Origin of the sequence: Actinomadura scrupuli, assembly GCF_050971785.1 — a bacterium.
In the GTDB taxonomy this organism is placed as follows: domain Bacteria; phylum Actinomycetota; class Actinomycetes; order Streptosporangiales; family Streptosporangiaceae; genus Actinomadura_E; species Actinomadura_E scrupuli.
In genome coordinates this window covers 201,702-214,947 of the sequence record NZ_JBPCCU010000002.1, presented here as the reverse complement: position 1 = coordinate 214,947, position 13,246 = coordinate 201,702, and the positions used below count along the sequence as shown (strand labels likewise).

General features: G+C 71.0%; 13 protein-coding genes. 4 read left to right on the top strand and 9 right to left on the bottom strand.

The genetic code is table 11. The features are described 5' to 3' along the window. Positions 1–15: 15 nt before the first annotated feature. The gene (locus ACRYCC_RS08680) at positions 16–540 is read right to left on the bottom strand and encodes a gamma carbonic anhydrase family protein (protein WP_433810122.1); all 525 of its coding nucleotides are present in this window, start codon (positions 538–540) and stop codon (positions 16–18) included. Positions 541–882: 342 nt separating this feature from the next. Between ACRYCC_RS08680 and ACRYCC_RS08675 the strand changes: the two genes are divergently transcribed. Then, positions 883–1,920, top strand: coding sequence for a DivIVA domain-containing protein (locus ACRYCC_RS08675; RefSeq protein WP_433810120.1), 1,038 nt, complete (start codon positions 883–885; stop codon positions 1,918–1,920). A gap of 164 nt (positions 1,921–2,084) precedes the next feature. Here the strand turns inward: ACRYCC_RS08675 and arfB are convergent, their stop codons facing one another. After that, positions 2,085–2,510 carry an alternative ribosome rescue aminoacyl-tRNA hydrolase ArfB gene (gene arfB / locus ACRYCC_RS08670; protein ID WP_433810119.1) on the bottom strand — a complete coding sequence of 142 codons (426 nt, stop codon included), beginning with the start codon at positions 2,508–2,510 and terminating at the stop codon, positions 2,085–2,087. A 132-nt stretch (positions 2,511–2,642) separates the two neighbouring features. Here arfB and ACRYCC_RS08665 point away from each other — a divergent pair, with 132 nt between their 5' ends. Beyond that, on the top strand, positions 2,643–3,473 hold the full coding sequence (locus tag ACRYCC_RS08665; RefSeq protein ID WP_433810117.1) for an oxygenase MpaB family protein: 831 nt from the start codon (positions 2,643–2,645) through the stop codon (positions 3,471–3,473). Positions 3,474–3,631: 158 nt separating this feature from the next. On the opposite strand, the gene ACRYCC_RS08660 is transcribed toward ACRYCC_RS08665, so the two are convergent. The 5 genes from ACRYCC_RS08660 to ACRYCC_RS08640 all read right to left on the bottom strand — a co-directional run bounded on the left by ACRYCC_RS08660 (position 3,632) and on the right by ACRYCC_RS08640 (position 9,177). Beyond that, a complete protein-coding gene (locus ACRYCC_RS08660; protein ID WP_433810116.1) occupies positions 3,632–4,621 on the bottom strand; it encodes a S1C family serine protease in 990 nt (329 codons plus the stop codon). A gap of 404 nt (positions 4,622–5,025) precedes the next feature. Continuing rightward, positions 5,026–6,570: a HAMP domain-containing sensor histidine kinase gene (locus tag ACRYCC_RS08655; protein WP_433810115.1), complete on the bottom strand. Its 1,545-nt coding sequence runs from the start codon at positions 6,568–6,570 to the stop codon at positions 5,026–5,028. Continuing rightward, positions 6,570–7,274 (bottom strand): response regulator transcription factor, encoded by a 705-nt coding sequence (locus tag ACRYCC_RS08650; protein WP_433812117.1) that lies wholly within the window; start codon positions 7,272–7,274, stop codon positions 6,570–6,572. The genes ACRYCC_RS08655 and ACRYCC_RS08650 overlap by 1 nt, the downstream gene beginning before the upstream one ends. 352 nt (positions 7,275–7,626) lie before the next feature. Further along, positions 7,627–8,391, bottom strand: a complete 765-nt coding sequence (locus ACRYCC_RS08645) for a crotonase/enoyl-CoA hydratase family protein (protein WP_433810114.1) — start codon at positions 8,389–8,391, stop codon at positions 7,627–7,629. A gap of 12 nt (positions 8,392–8,403) precedes the next feature. After that, positions 8,404–9,177: an SDR family oxidoreductase gene (locus ACRYCC_RS08640; RefSeq protein ID WP_433810113.1), complete on the bottom strand. Its 774-nt coding sequence runs from the start codon at positions 9,175–9,177 to the stop codon at positions 8,404–8,406. 368 nt (positions 9,178–9,545) lie between these two features. Between ACRYCC_RS08640 and ACRYCC_RS08635 the strand changes: the two genes are divergently transcribed. Further along, on the top strand, positions 9,546–10,394 hold the full coding sequence (locus ACRYCC_RS08635) for a polysaccharide deacetylase family protein (protein WP_433810112.1): 849 nt from the start codon (positions 9,546–9,548) through the stop codon (positions 10,392–10,394). A 531-nt stretch (positions 10,395–10,925) separates the two neighbouring features. After that, a complete protein-coding gene (locus ACRYCC_RS08630) occupies positions 10,926–11,462 on the top strand; it encodes a C40 family peptidase (protein WP_433810111.1) in 537 nt (178 codons plus the stop codon). Between the two features lie 84 nt (positions 11,463–11,546). Here ACRYCC_RS08630 and ACRYCC_RS08625 read toward each other — a convergent pair whose 3' ends face one another. Continuing rightward, complete coding sequence (locus tag ACRYCC_RS08625) at positions 11,547–12,404, bottom strand: phosphoribosylaminoimidazolesuccinocarboxamide synthase (RefSeq protein WP_433810110.1); 858 nt, start codon at positions 12,402–12,404, stop codon at positions 11,547–11,549. Further along, positions 12,404–13,195, bottom strand: coding sequence for an MOSC domain-containing protein (locus ACRYCC_RS08620; protein WP_433810109.1), 792 nt, complete (start codon positions 13,193–13,195; stop codon positions 12,404–12,406). The genes ACRYCC_RS08625 and ACRYCC_RS08620 overlap by 1 nt, the downstream gene beginning before the upstream one ends. Positions 13,196–13,246: the final 51 nt, after the last annotated feature.

The following is a 13,246-nucleotide window of genomic DNA, read 5'->3' as shown; positions in this document are numbered from 1 at the left end:
TGCCGTTAATTCGGGTCAACGATTCCATTCGGCCGTCCGGTGACGGCGCGCCTTCTCCACATAGGCCGGCGGGGTGTACGCCAGGACGGCGCGGTCGTCGTCGGTCAGCTCGCGGACCACCCTGCCGGGCACCCCCGCGACGAGCACCCCGGAGGGGATCTTCTTGCCCGGTCCCACCAGGGCACCGGCGGCGATGAGGGTGCCGGCGCCGATCCTGGCCCCGCCCAGCACGATCGCCCCGATCCCGATGAGGGAGCCGGTCTCGACATGCGCTCCGTGCACCATCGCCTTGTGGCCCAGGCTCACCCGGTCCTCGAGGACCGTCGGCTGGCCGGGGTCGGAGTGCAGGCAGCACATGTCCTGGATGTTCACCTCGTCACCGACCACGACCTCCTCGTCGTCGGCCCGCAGCACCGAGCCGTACCAGACGCTGGAGTCGCGGCCCAGCGTCACCTTGCCGACCACCACCGCGCCCGGCGCGATCCACGCGTCCGGATGGATCGTCGGTTCGTCCGTTCCCAGTGCACCCACGTAGTTCATGGCCACCATGGTGCCCTGCGCGGAGGACGGCCAGAAGACGGGGGCGCGGCGATCCGGGCGAGGGCCGCGAAGTGGCGGCGAGCGGCCGGCCGGTGCTATGGCGGGGTCACTGCCTGCGAAGACCTTCGGCGAGTGGGCCGGGGCCGGGCACCTTGGGCCCGCTTTCGGTCTCACCTTGCTCTGACGCGCCGGAGTAATTGGGACGGATATTTTGTGATACGACGCAGCGCGCCGGCCAGTGTTAGGTCACAGAATCGCACCAGGTACAAGCGTTCCGGTTGCGCGAATGGGGTGGATCGGACGAGAGTCGATTCTCGACGACCCTCCGACCCCCTTAGGCTCATGAGCAACGAAACTGAGATCCTCCCGAACCTCCTCAGGGACGAGTCCTTCGAGATCGTGATGCGCGGCTACAACCGCCGTCAGGTCGACGACGCGCTCGCCCGCACCCAGACCCAGATCCGCGACCTCGAGACCCGGCTCGCCCGCGCCCTCGACGACGTCGAACGGACCCGCCGCGAGATGGCCGAGGTCCGTGAGGCGCGCAAGCCCACGGGTGACGACCTCAGCGACCGGCTGCGCCAGATCATCAACCTTGCCGAGGACGAGGCCAAGGAGAAACTGGCCGAGGCCGAGGACCGTGGCAAGCAGATCCGCAAGGACGCCGACGGCGAGGCCAAGCGGATCGTCGACGACGCCCGCAACCACGCCGACCGCGACCTCGCGAACGCGCAGGAGAAGGCCAGCCAGGTCCTCGGCGCGGCCAAGAAGGAGTCCGACAACGTCCTGACGCAGGCCCAGCAGGAGGCCGAGCAGACCGTGACGAGTGCCCGGCTCGAAGCCGAGCGCACGCTCACGGCGGCCGAGCGCCGCGCCAGCGTCATCAACGAGGGCGCGACGCAGCGGCTGGCCTTCCTGACCAAGAACCACACGCAGGCGCTGCAGCGGCTCACCGAGATCAGTGACACGCTCAACACCCTGCTGAAGGGTGAGGCGGACGCCGGGCCACTGGAGAAGATGGTCGACGAGGCGGTCAGCAAGCAGGCTCCGCGCAAGCACGCCGCCGCGCCCGCCGGCGCTCCGATCAAGGCACCCGCGCACGCCGCCCCGGCCGCGCCGATGGCCAAGCAGGCTCCCGTGGCCAAGCACGCCCCGGTCGCCCCTGCCCCGCAGATGACCAAGCCGGGCGGTCCCGCGCCGTTCGCACCGCAGCACGACGCGAGCGAGTCCGAGGCCGCCACCTCCGCCAAGCCCGCCGAACCGGCGGAGCCGTCCGAGCCGAGCCCGGCTCTGCCGGCACCCGCCGCTTCGGACAACGAGTACAACCGGCAACTGCACGCCCCGGCCCACCGGCCGGCCGATCCGGGCATTCCCTCGTAGGCCGCACGGCCGCCTGAGGGTCAGAGCCCGGCGGACGGGCGTTATCCGAGGCTCTGAACACGTCGAACGGCGCCGCTCCCCTTGTCTTCGTCCCAGGGGAGCGGCGCCGTTCGCATGTCCGTGCGCCACGGGCGGACCGGTGCACGGCCCGGCCGACGCCGTGGTCAGTAGTCCGGGCGGGAGCGCATCTGCTTGGTCGTGGAGCGGCGGCGTTTGCCGTCCAGCCGGCGTTCGTTCATGCCCCGGCTGGGTTTGGTGGGGCGCCGGCTCTTGGGGAGCGGGCCGGTGGCGGCGCGCAGCACGTCGGCCAGCCGGGCCAGCGCGGTCTGCCGGTTGCGCCACTGGGACCGGTGCTCCTCCGCCCGGATGGTGATCACACCGTCGACCAGCCGGCCGGCCAGCCGGTCCAGCGCGCGCAGTTTGAGCGGCTCGGGGATGGCCGTGGTGGCGGCGAGGTCGAACGACAGCTCGACCGCGGTGGAGACCTTGTTGACGTTCTGCCCGCCCGGCCCCGAGGCCCTGGTGAAACGCCACTGGAGCTCGGTCACCGGGATGGTGATCGAGCCGCGCACGTGGACCGGGGAGGACATGTGCCCGATTATCCCAGGCTTCGGGGATCATGTCGCCCCGGTTTTCCGGTGCCCGCCGCCCGGCGCCCGGCGACGGGGATGTGCCGATCATCACACTGGTCCGCAAGCAAGTGATTACTTACACTGACCCTCATGACCGATGAGTTGTTCCGGGACGGCGACCTGATCCGCACGGTGGGTCGCGAGGGCATTCTCCTGGCGGCCGGAGGTGTCGCCTCACTCCTCCAGACCTCGCATCCCCAGGTCGGCCAGGGCGTGCACGATCACAGCTACACCTTCGACGATCCGCTGGCCAGGCTTCGCAACACCATGGGCTGGGTCTACCTGGTGCAGTTCGGGACCCGTGAGGAGGCCGAACAGCTCAGCGCGATGATCAGGAAGATGCACGACCAGGTCCGCGGTCCCGGCTACAACGCCAACGAGCCCGAACTCCAGGTATGGGTGGCCGCGACGCTGTTCGCCGTCGCCGTGCAGGTCTACGAGTACCTGTTCCGCCGCCCGTTCACACCCGCCGAGCTGGAGGAGTTCTACCAGCAGAGCAAGGTGTACGCGACCATCCTGGGCTGCCCCGAGGAGGAAATGCCGGCCACCTACCCGGACTTCCGCCGGTACTACGCGCACATGGTCACCACCCTGCGGATCAACGACGCCTCCCGCGCCATCGCCCAGGGGGTGCTCTGGCCGACCGGGCTGCCCAAGATCCTCGCCCCCGGCCTGATGGCCATCCGGCTCATCACGGCGGGCTTCATGCCGGAGCCGCTGCGCGCGCAGTACGGCTGGAAGTGGAACGCGGCCCGGGAGCGCCGCTTCCGGCTGTTGATGAACGGGCTGGCGGTGGTCTATCCGCGAATGCCGCTCCCCGTGCGCACCCTGCCGCGGACGTTCTACCTCACCGCGACCCGCCGGATGCTGGCCAAGCGCAACAAGTCCCGTCCCCGGACGCCCGCCCCCACCTCGGCCTGACCTCTCCTGACCTCCTGACCTTTCCCGACCGCTCGAGCGACCGCGCGACGCGGCGGGCCGGCCACCCCCACCCCCCAAGGTAGGGCGACCGGCCCGCCGTGCGGAGCCGGTGGGTCATCGGCCTCCCTGAAGCCCCCGATGACCCGCCGGCAGGTCTGTCAGGCGGCGGCGCCGCTGCTGCCCGCGCCGTCGATGATGTCGTCGGCGACCTTCTTGGCGTCGTTGATCGGTATCGCGAACCCGACGCCGATGCTGCCGGAGCCGCTGCTGGTGGTGGCGATGGCGGTGTTGACCCCGATGACCTGCCCCGCTCCGTCGACCAGTGCGCCGCCGGAGTTGCCGGGGTTGATCGCGGCGTCGGTCTGGATGGCGTTGGCGATCGACGCGCTCTGCCGCGGCGCCGACTGCCGGCCGTACGGATCGGGGTTCTGGTCCGCGCCGCCCTCCGAGATCGTACGGCCCAGCGCGCTCACGATCCCGGACGTCACCGACCCGTCCAGCCCGAGGGGGCTGCCGACCGCGAGCACCGGGTCGCCCACCGCGAGCCGTCCGCTGTCGCCCAGCGTGGCGGGCTTGAGACCGGACACCCCGGAGGCCTTGATCACGGCGATGTCGTGCGCGCCGTCGCTGCCGAGCAGCTTCGCCCGTGCGGTCCTGCCGTCGCTGAACTTCACGCTGAGCTGGTCGGCGCCGCTCACCACGTGCGCGTTGGTCATGATCACCCCATCGGAGCGCAGGATCACCCCCGAGCCGGTGCTCTGCGTGTAGGACGACGTGGCGGTGATCGAGACCACGGTGGGCTGCACGGCGGCGGCCACCTGGGCTGTGGTGCCCTGTCCCGGACCGTTGGAGACCGCGGACACCGAGGCCGGGCCGGCGAGGACCGTGGCCGGCCCCGCCAGCGCCATGGCGCCGGCCGCTCCGGCGCCGCCGGCGCCGACCGCCACGACCAGGGCCGCACCGGTGGCCGCCACCTTGCGCCGCACGGTCCACCAGACCGGCGGGTGCCCGGGGTCGCCGGTCGCAGCGGCGGGTCCGCCGGATGCCGGATGCTCGTACGCGGCCGCCGGGACGAAGTCGTACGGCACGTGGGCCGGACGGTCCGGGCCGACCGGCCCCAGCGGGCCGGTGGGATCCTGAGGCTTCATGGTGTCCCCCTTCGTTGACACCCTCAGCTTCGGCAACGGCCCTGCACCGTCGCTGGAGCCGGCCTCCAAGTTCCCTGAACACCCTGCCCGCCGTCCGGCAACGGACATTCTCACCGATGCGCGGACGACCCGCGGGGGCGAGAATCGGGGCACCGGGGGAGAGAACGAGTGCGCCCGGGGGGTCTGGACGACCCGGCCCGGGCGGCACTCACGTGGGCCAGGGCGCGCATCCCCGGCCCGCCGCGGCGGCCACAGAGGGCACCCTGGAAGCACTACTCAAGCCCTCCTCGCGGGCGATGTCCATGCATGAAGGCTAAAAGTTGCCTGGAGATGTGCTGTGGGCCCCGGTACTCCCCCGAGCCCGCACACGACCGCACATCGGCGCAGGTCACGGCGGCAGCCGGCTACTCGGTGGCGAGCGGGAGCGCGACCCGGAAGGTCGCCCCCCGGCCGGGCTCGGTGTCGACCTCCACGGTGCCGCCATGCGCGGCGACCAGCGCGGCCACGATGGCGAGCCCCAGGCCCGTGCCGCCCTCCGAGCGGGCGGTGTCGGCCCGGTAGAACCGTTCGAAGATGCGGCCGACCTCGTCCGGGGCGAGCCCCGGGCCCCGGTCGGAGACCTCGCAGATCACCGCGGGGACCTCCGTGGCGGGCTCCGCCGAGAGTTCCGCCGGGCCGGGCAGGACGCCGGTGGCGAGCCGTACCTCGACCGGGGTGCCGTCCGGGGTGTGGGTGATCGCGTTGGTGAGCAGGTTGCCGAGCACCTGGCGCAGCCGTGGCTCGTCGCCCAGCACCTGGTACGCGGCGCCGCCGTGCACCGACAGCTCCACGTCCCGGTCCGGCGCCATCACCCTGGCCTCCTGTACGGCGTCGGCCGCCACCGCGAGCAGGTCCACCGGCAGCCGCTCCAGAGCGCGCTGGCGATCCATCCGGGCGAGCAGCAGCAGATCCTCCACCAGCAGGCCCATCCGGAAGGCCGAGTCCTCGATCCGGCGGATCAGCCGGTCGGTCTCGGCCGGGGAGCGGGCCGCGCCCTGCCGGTAGAACTCGGCGAACCCGCGGATCGCCGTCAGCGGGGTGCGCAGCTCGTGGCTGGCGTCCGCGACGAAGCGCCGCATCCGCTCCTCCGAGTTGCGGGCGCTCTCCTCCGACCGGCGGGCGGCCGCCTCGGACCGGCGGGCCGCCTCCTCCGACTCGGCCCGGGAGCGGAACGCGGTCTCGATCTGGCCGAGCATGCCGTTGAGCGAGCGGCTCAGCCGCCCCACCTCGGTGCGCGGGTGCCGTTCGGGCACCCGCCGGGACAGGTCTCCCTCGGCGATGGCCTCGGCGGTCTCCTCGATCTCGTCGAGCGGCCGCAGGCTGGTTCGGACGATACCGACCCCGGCGGCGGCCAGCACGAGCACGACCAGGCCGCCGACCAGCAGGTCGACCACCCTGAGCCGGTGGACGGTCCGGTCGACCTCGTTGAGGTTGAGGGCGAGCGTGACGGTGCCGCCGCCGGCGATGTCGAGCACCAGCACCCGCCATCGATCGTCCTCGGCCCCGGACGCGGTGAAGGGCCGCCCGGCCAGCCGGGACACATCGCCGCTCAGGACCGGGCCGTCGATGTCACCGGCCGACCGGTCCACCGACGGGACGCTCTGCAGCAGCGTGCCCTGGGCGTCGCGGAGCTGCACGACGACCCCGTAGGGCGGGGCAAGGATGATCTTTCCGTCCGGTCCGCGCGGGGCCCGCCCCGACTCGACCTGCTGGACGAGCTGGCGGGCCGCGTCGCCCAGCTGGGCGTCGGCGCGGGTCACCAGATAGCTGCGCATGGCGTACACGGTGGTCACACTGATCACGGCCAGTGCCAGCACCACGAGCAGCAGCACCGCGGCGATGAGCTTGACCCGCAGCGGCGTGCGGTCGGAGTACTCCCGCAGCCGGCGAAGTGGGGTGCGGCGGGTCATCAGCCAGGTGGCAGCCGCAGCACGTAGCCCACCCCGCGCAGGGTGTGGATCAGCCGCGGCTCGGTGTTGTCGATCTTGCGACGGAGCGCCGAGATGTAGGACTCGACGATCCCCACGTCACCACGGAAGTCGTAGTTCCACACGTGGTCGAGGATCTGGGCCTTCGACAGCACCCGTCCCGAGTTGGCCATGAAGTAGCGCAGCAGCTTGAACTCGGTCGGCGACAGCTGGACGTACGTGCCGCCGCGCCAGACCTCGTGGCTGTCCTCGTCCAGCTCGATGTCGGCGAAGGCCAGCCGGGGCGGCGGCTCGGCCGAGGGCCCGCCGGCGCGCCGCCGGACCGCCCTGATCCGGGCGACCAGCTCCTCCAGGCTGAACGGCTTGGTGACGTAGTCGTCACCGCCGAGGGTGAGTCCCCGGATCCGGTCCTCGACGGCGTCCCGGGCGGTGAGGAACACCACGGGCGTGTGCGTGCCGCCGGACCGCAGCCGTCGTACGACGTCGAAGCCGTCGATGTCGGGCAGCATGACGTCGAGCACGATCAGGTCCGGGCGGTGCCGCTGGGCGGCCTGTACGGCGTCGTTGCCGTTGGTGGAGACGATCACCTCGAAGCCGGCGAAGCGCAGGCTGCCCGCCAGGAGCTCCAGGATGTTCGGCTCGTCCTCGACCACCAGCAGCCGGGCCTCCGGGGTGTTGTCCGCCATCGTCGTCTCCCCCGCTCTGCGGTCGTGATGCCGGCCGTCGTCCTGGTGCCGGGTCAGGCTCCCGCCCATGGTGGTCCGATGGTCTCCGCGAGCGTACGTGCGAGGACGGGCGGCGGCGAAATCGGTGCCGTCGGCCCGGCGAACGGCGGGGCCGCGCATCGCGGCGGGCACGGGCGGCACCGTGGTGGCGCCCGGCGACATCTGCTGCATACCGCCCAGCCTGGAAGCTCAAGCTGGAAGTCGGCTGAATACTCTCTTCAACCCGGCTCAACATCCCGGTCGTGGTGACCTCGCGGTGCGGGACCGGCCCGCACCGCGAGATCACGCATCGATCGTCACGGGAGTGCCAGGGTCACTCGCCCGTCCAGACCGGCTTGCGCTTCTGCGCGAAGGCGGCGGGGCCCTCCTGCGCGTCCTTGGAGCCGAAGACCGGGCCCATGATGGCGTTCTGCCGGTCCCAGGCCTCGTCGGCCGGCCACTCGGTCGAGCCGACGACGATCTTCTTGGTCGCCGCCAGTGCCAGCGGGGCGTTCTCAGCGATCTTGGAGGCGAGCTCCTTCGCCGCCGTGAGCGCCGATCCCGGCTCGGCGAGCCGGTTGATGAAGCCCAGCTCCGCCATGCGCTCGGCGGAGTAGTGATCGCCGGTGAGGGCGATCTCCATGGCGATGTGGAACGGGATCCGCTGCGGGAGGCGCAGCAGGCCGCCCGCACCGGCGACCAGGCCGCGCTTGGGCTCGGGCAGCCCGAACTTGGCCTCGCGGGAAGCGACGATCATGTCGCAGCACAGCGCGATCTCACAGCCGCCGGCCAGGGCGTACCCCTCGACGGCGGCGATGAGCGGGGTCGCCGGGGGCCGCTGGGCGATGCCCGCGAAGCCCCGGCCCTCGATGAACGGGTTCTCACCCTTCAGGAACCCCTTGAGGTCCATGCCGGCGCAGAACGTACCGCCGGCGCCGGTGAGAATGCCCACCGCGAGATCCTTGCGGGAGTCGAGCTCCTCCAGCGCCGCCGCGATGCCCTCGGCCACGGCCGCGTTGACGGCGTTCTTGGCCTCGGGCCGGTTGATGGTGATGACGAGAACGCCGCCATCTTCTTCGGTAAGAACCGCGTCAGACATGTGTGGCTCCGATTACTTGGGCTGGAAGCGGATGCCACCGTCGAAACGGACGGTCTCGCCGTTCATGTAGTCGTTCTGGATGAGCGACCGCACCAGGTGGGCGAACTCCGAGGCCTTGCCCATGCGCTTGGGGAAGGGCACCGGCTTGGACAGCGTCGCCTTGAACGCCTCGGCGGCCTCACCCTCACCGTAGATCGGGGTGTCGATGATGCCGGGGCAGATCGTGTTGACGCGGACACCGATGGCCGCCAGGTCGCGTGCGGCCGGCAGGGTCATGCCGACGATGCCGCCCTTGGAGGCGGAGTAGGCGACCTGACCGGTCTGGCCCTCCAGGGCCGCGACCGACGCGGTGTTGATGACGACACCGCGCAGCCCGTCAGCGTCGGCCGCCTCGGTCTTGGCGATGGCGGCGGCGCCGATGCGCATGAGGTTGAAGGTGCCGATCAGGTTGATCTTGATGACCCGCTCGAACTGGCCCAGGTCGTGCGGCGTGCCGTCACGGCCGACGGTACGCGAGGCCCAGCCGATGCCGGCACTGTTGATGATCACCCGGAGCGGGGCACCGGTGTCGACGGCCGCCTGGACGGCGGCCGCGACCTGGGCCTCGTCGGAGACGTCGGTCTTGACGAACACGCCGCCGATCTCGTCGGCAAGGGCCTTGCCCTTGTCCTCGTTGAGGTCGGCGACCACTACCTTGGCGCCGTGGGCGGCCAGGTCACGAGCGGTGGCCTCACCGAGACCGCTCGCACCGCCTGACACGACGGCGGAAACACCATTCAGGTCCATGAAGAGCACCTTACTGGAGAGAACCGAATGCGGTTCGGGTGATGTTACTCACGCGTCACTTTAACGGGAACGTCACACCCTGACCTACCCACCCACCCGGTAAGAGTGCGGGCACCCCGGCGAGCTCTTCGTTCCGGACCTGACGGCGGCCGGGGACCGGCCGCACCGGCCCTTCCCCAGGGAGATCCACTCGGCCGCCGCGAAGGGGACGCACCGCCCTCTTCCTGGGCATTCGCGAGTACGCGCAGCCCTTCCGGCCCGGAGCTCCGGAGGGCTCCCGGCCGCCTCTCGGATTGCCTGGTATTGATCAGGAATCCACCCACCCAAAGTGGGCAAATGTTCCGTAACTCAGCACTACTGTGTGGGGCATGGAAGCGCACGACCGCGAGCCGCATGCCGTCGTGGCGCGCGAGATCGGGCGCCGCGAGGCGCTGGGTCTCAGCGCGCTCGGCGCACTCGGGGTCAGCATGGTCCTGGCCGGTGACGCCGGTCCCGCTCCGGACTACCGGCCCCTGCGCACCCGGGCCAAGGGACCGCCCCCGCCGCGCCCCTCGGTCTCGCCGGTGACGCCGTCCCCGGCCCGTCCGGTGGGCGCGACCGGGCCGGTGCCCGCCTGGCGCAAGCCCGCCCGCTCCGTCCACGATGTCCGGCCGGACGCACCCAAGAACGCGGTCGCGCTCACCATCGACGACGGCCCCCATCCCGAGTGGACGCCCCGGGTGCTGGACCTGCTCGCCAAGCACGACGTCAAGGCGACCTTCTGCCTGATCGGCGAGCAGGTGCGCGACAACTACAAGCTGGTCCAGCTGATGGTCGAGGCCGGGCACGAGGTGGCCAACCACACCTGGCGCCACCCGATCAACATCAACAAGCTGCCCGCCGGCCGGGTGGAGAACGAGATCGTCAAGGCCCGGCAGGTCATCGTCGAGGTCACCGGCACCACCCCCCGGCTGTTCCGCGCCCCCGGCGGCAACTGGTCCCCCACCGTCTTCAAGGCCGTGGCCCGCCACGGGATGTTCCCCATCGACTGGGACATCGATCCGCGCGACTGGTCCCGGCCCGGCGTCCGGCACGTCACCCGGGAACTGCTGCGCGGCAAGGCCGGCGACATCCTGCTCTGCCACGACGGCGGCGGCGACCGCTCGCAGACCCTGAAGTCGCTGCGGACGGTCCTGCCCCGGCTGAAGGACCGGGGCCTGGAGTTCATCACCCTCTGATGCGCCGGGCGTCCCCAGGACCGGACATCGGGCCCATCAGGCCGGTCGCGGGCATGTTCCACCACGTCACGGAGGTCACGGCGACCCCTCCGCCACAAGTGTGACCTGCTTCACCATGAGCTTCGCTTACAACGCTCTCAGCAGGACCGTCAAGAGTTTCTGGCCCCTTTAACGGCATTGATAGCGAACTCTTAGGCTTGCCGGGGTTTGCTGAATCTTGACCGATCTGGCTAGGTTATGGCGCGAGCGGCAACGGGGTCGCTTGCAAAACAGAACATCGCGTCATCGTGATTCGACGGCACACAGCCTTGCCGTCACGAGGGGATCACGATCGGCGTGCCGCGTCCATGCGGTCAGGAGCATGGAGCCGGGGACCCAGTGAGCCCGACGTATTTCCGGGCCTGGGTGAATGAACAGTCAGCACCGGGGGGATTCGCATTCTTCCCAGGTGGAGTGCTGCCCCGGTAGGCGTCGGTAACGACGTTAGGAACTGTCCTGTATACCCCCCAGTACGTTCTCTCGACTCGTGCGTTGAAGCTGTCCGTGGCAGGAACCGCGCTGTGCGCGATGACCTCGCTCGGCGTGGTGGCGGCTCCCGCCGCCTCGGCCGGCACCACCCAGGTCGCCTCCACCCAGGTCGCCACCATCCAGGTCGCGACCGTTTCCCAGGCGGCGCCCGCGCAGAGCAGGGTCAAGCTCACCCAGAAGCAGAAGGCCGCGCGGGCCGTGAAGTTCGCCTACGCGCACAGAGGTGACTCGTACCGCTACGGCGGCAACGGTCCCCACCGGTGGGACTGCTCAGGTCTCGCCCGCGGCGCCTGGCGGTACGGCGGCGTCAAGCTGCCCCGCGTGACGACCGCGATCTACAAGAAGGTGCACAAGAAGGTGCGCTGGAACAAGCTCCGCCCCGGTGACCTGGTGTTCTTCTACAACCGCGGTCACGTCGGCATCTACGTCGGCAAGGGGTACATGATCCACGCCCCGCGCAGCGGGCAGAAGGTCAAGCGGGTCAAGCTCAACCGCTACTACAAGCAGCAGTTCTCCGGAGCCGTCCGCCCCGGAGCCTGATCCCGTACGGGTCATCCGTCGCCGGGGGGGGGGGGGGGGCGGGGGGGGGGGGGGGTGGGGGGGGGGGGTAGGGGGGTGGGGGGGTCAGGTCCATGGGCGGCCGGTCAGGCGCTCGTACGCCTCGACGTACTTCGCGCGGGTGCGTTGGATGATCTCCTCCGGGAGCGGCGGCGGTGCCGCGCCGGAGGCCCGGTCCCAGCCGGAGGCCGGGGAGACCAGCCAGTCGCGCACGAACTGCTTGTCGTAGGACGGCTGCGTCCGGCCCGGCCGCCACTGCGCGGCCGGCCAGAACCGAGAGGAGTCCGGGGTCAGGACCTCGTCGCCCAGCACCAGGTCGCCGGTGGCGTCCCAGCCGAGCTCTATCTTGGTGTCCGCCACGATGATGCCGCGTTCCGCGGCCACCTCGGCGCCGCGCCGGTAGACCTGCACGGTGATGTCGCGCAGCCGTGCCGCGACCTCGGCGGTGACCTTGGCCGCCACCTCGCCGTACGTCATCGGCTCGTCGTGGTCGCCGACGGCCGCCTTGGTGGTCGGGGTGAAGATGGGCTCCGGCAGCCGGGACCCCTCCTCCAGCCCGGGCGGCAGCCCGACCCCGCAGACCGAGCCCCGCAACCGGTACTCCACGGTCCCGGAGCCGGCCAGGTAGCCGCGTGCCACGCACTCCACGGGCACCATGTCGAGCCTCCGCACCACGATCGCCCGCCGCGCCCACTCGGCGGGGGCGCCGGGCGGCAGCTCGGTGGAGATGACGTGGTTGGGCACGACCCCGGCGAGCCGGTCGAACCACCACAGCGAGAGCTGGGTGAGGATCGCGCCCTTGTCCGGGATCGGGGTGTCCAGGACGAAGTCGTACGCCGAGATGGTGTCCCGCGCGACGATGAGCAGATCGCCGCCCGGCAACTCGTACAGGTCCCGGACCTTGCCGGAGTGCAGGTGTTTCATCACGGTTCTAGAGCTCTTTCAATGATCTGCACGGGATCGCCCACGCGGAGCGTGCCCAGCGTCCGCGGGATGCCGTTCTGGCCGAACAGGATCTTTCCGTTGACGTTGCGGAAGGACGCCAGCGTGCGCAGCGGCTCGTGGCCCTTGACGGCGGTCTCCTGGTCGACGGTGGTCAGCACACAGCGGGCGCACGGCTTGATCAGCTCGACGGTGACGTCCCCGACGCGCAGCAGGCGTACGGAGTCCTCACCGAAGGGCCCGAGGCCCTCCACGACGAGGTTGGGGCGGAACCGGTTCATCGGCAGCGGGTCGGCCAGCCGCGCGTTCAGCTCGGCGTGCGACTCCGCGGAGATCAGCAGCAGCGGATAGCCGTCGGCGTAGGCCAGCTCGCCACCGCCCCGGCGCGTCGGGCGGTGCCCGGAGAAGCGGACCAGCCGACACCCGATGCCGAGCAGGTCGGAGAACCAGAGCGCGGCCTCGTCACCTTGATCCACACCTTGGCAGGGCTTCCTGTGGACGATGACGTCGACGATCTCGCCGTTGTCCACAGCCTTGTGGACGAGCGGGACGGCCTCCGGCGCCCGGACGGTGAGCAGTGTCCCGTCGTAGGAGGGCCGCAGCCGGGCCATCGCCGGGAACCGGCGCTGGGACATGAACTCGCCGTTCGGGGTGACGAGCATGAACTCCCGGTCGTGCCGCAGCCCCTTCGCGCCGAGCTCGGCCGTCTCCAGTGCCGTGCCGCCGCCGCTCTTCAACGGAAAGACGTTCAGCTCCGTCAGCCGCGCATCCATCCGTACCGCCTTTCCTCCGGCCTCGGCGGGCCCGCCCGGGCCCCCCGTCGT

Excerpts from the sequence above, each read along its gene's own strand:
- ACRYCC_RS08620 (WP_433810109.1), bottom strand. The coding sequence starts at position 13,195 with ATGGATGCGCGGCTGACGGAGCTGAACGTCTTTCCGTTGAAGAGCGGC.
- ACRYCC_RS08645 (WP_433810114.1), bottom strand. The coding sequence starts at position 8,391 with ATGTCTGACGCGGTTCTTACCGAAGAAGATGGCGGCGTTCTCGTCATC.
- ACRYCC_RS08655 (WP_433810115.1), bottom strand. The coding sequence starts at position 6,570 with ATGACCCGCCGCACCCCACTTCGCCGGCTGCGGGAGTACTCCGACCGC.
- ACRYCC_RS08665 (WP_433810117.1), top strand. The coding sequence starts at position 2,643 with ATGACCGATGAGTTGTTCCGGGACGGCGACCTGATCCGCACGGTGGGT.
- ACRYCC_RS08640 (WP_433810113.1), bottom strand. The coding sequence starts at position 9,177 with ATGGACCTGAATGGTGTTTCCGCCGTCGTGTCAGGCGGTGCGAGCGGT.
- ACRYCC_RS08660 (WP_433810116.1), bottom strand. The coding sequence starts at position 4,621 with ATGAAGCCTCAGGATCCCACCGGCCCGCTGGGGCCGGTCGGCCCGGAC.
- ACRYCC_RS08625 (WP_433810110.1), bottom strand. The coding sequence starts at position 12,404 with ATGAAACACCTGCACTCCGGCAAGGTCCGGGACCTGTACGAGTTGCCG.
- ACRYCC_RS08675 (WP_433810120.1), top strand. The coding sequence starts at position 883 with ATGAGCAACGAAACTGAGATCCTCCCGAACCTCCTCAGGGACGAGTCC.
- ACRYCC_RS08650 (WP_433812117.1), bottom strand. The coding sequence starts at position 7,274 with ATGGCGGACAACACCCCGGAGGCCCGGCTGCTGGTGGTCGAGGACGAG.
- ACRYCC_RS08635 (WP_433810112.1), top strand. The coding sequence starts at position 9,546 with ATGGAAGCGCACGACCGCGAGCCGCATGCCGTCGTGGCGCGCGAGATC.
- arfB (WP_433810119.1), bottom strand. The coding sequence starts at position 2,510 with ATGTCCTCCCCGGTCCACGTGCGCGGCTCGATCACCATCCCGGTGACC.
- ACRYCC_RS08680 (WP_433810122.1), bottom strand. The coding sequence starts at position 540 with ATGAACTACGTGGGTGCACTGGGAACGGACGAACCGACGATCCATCCG.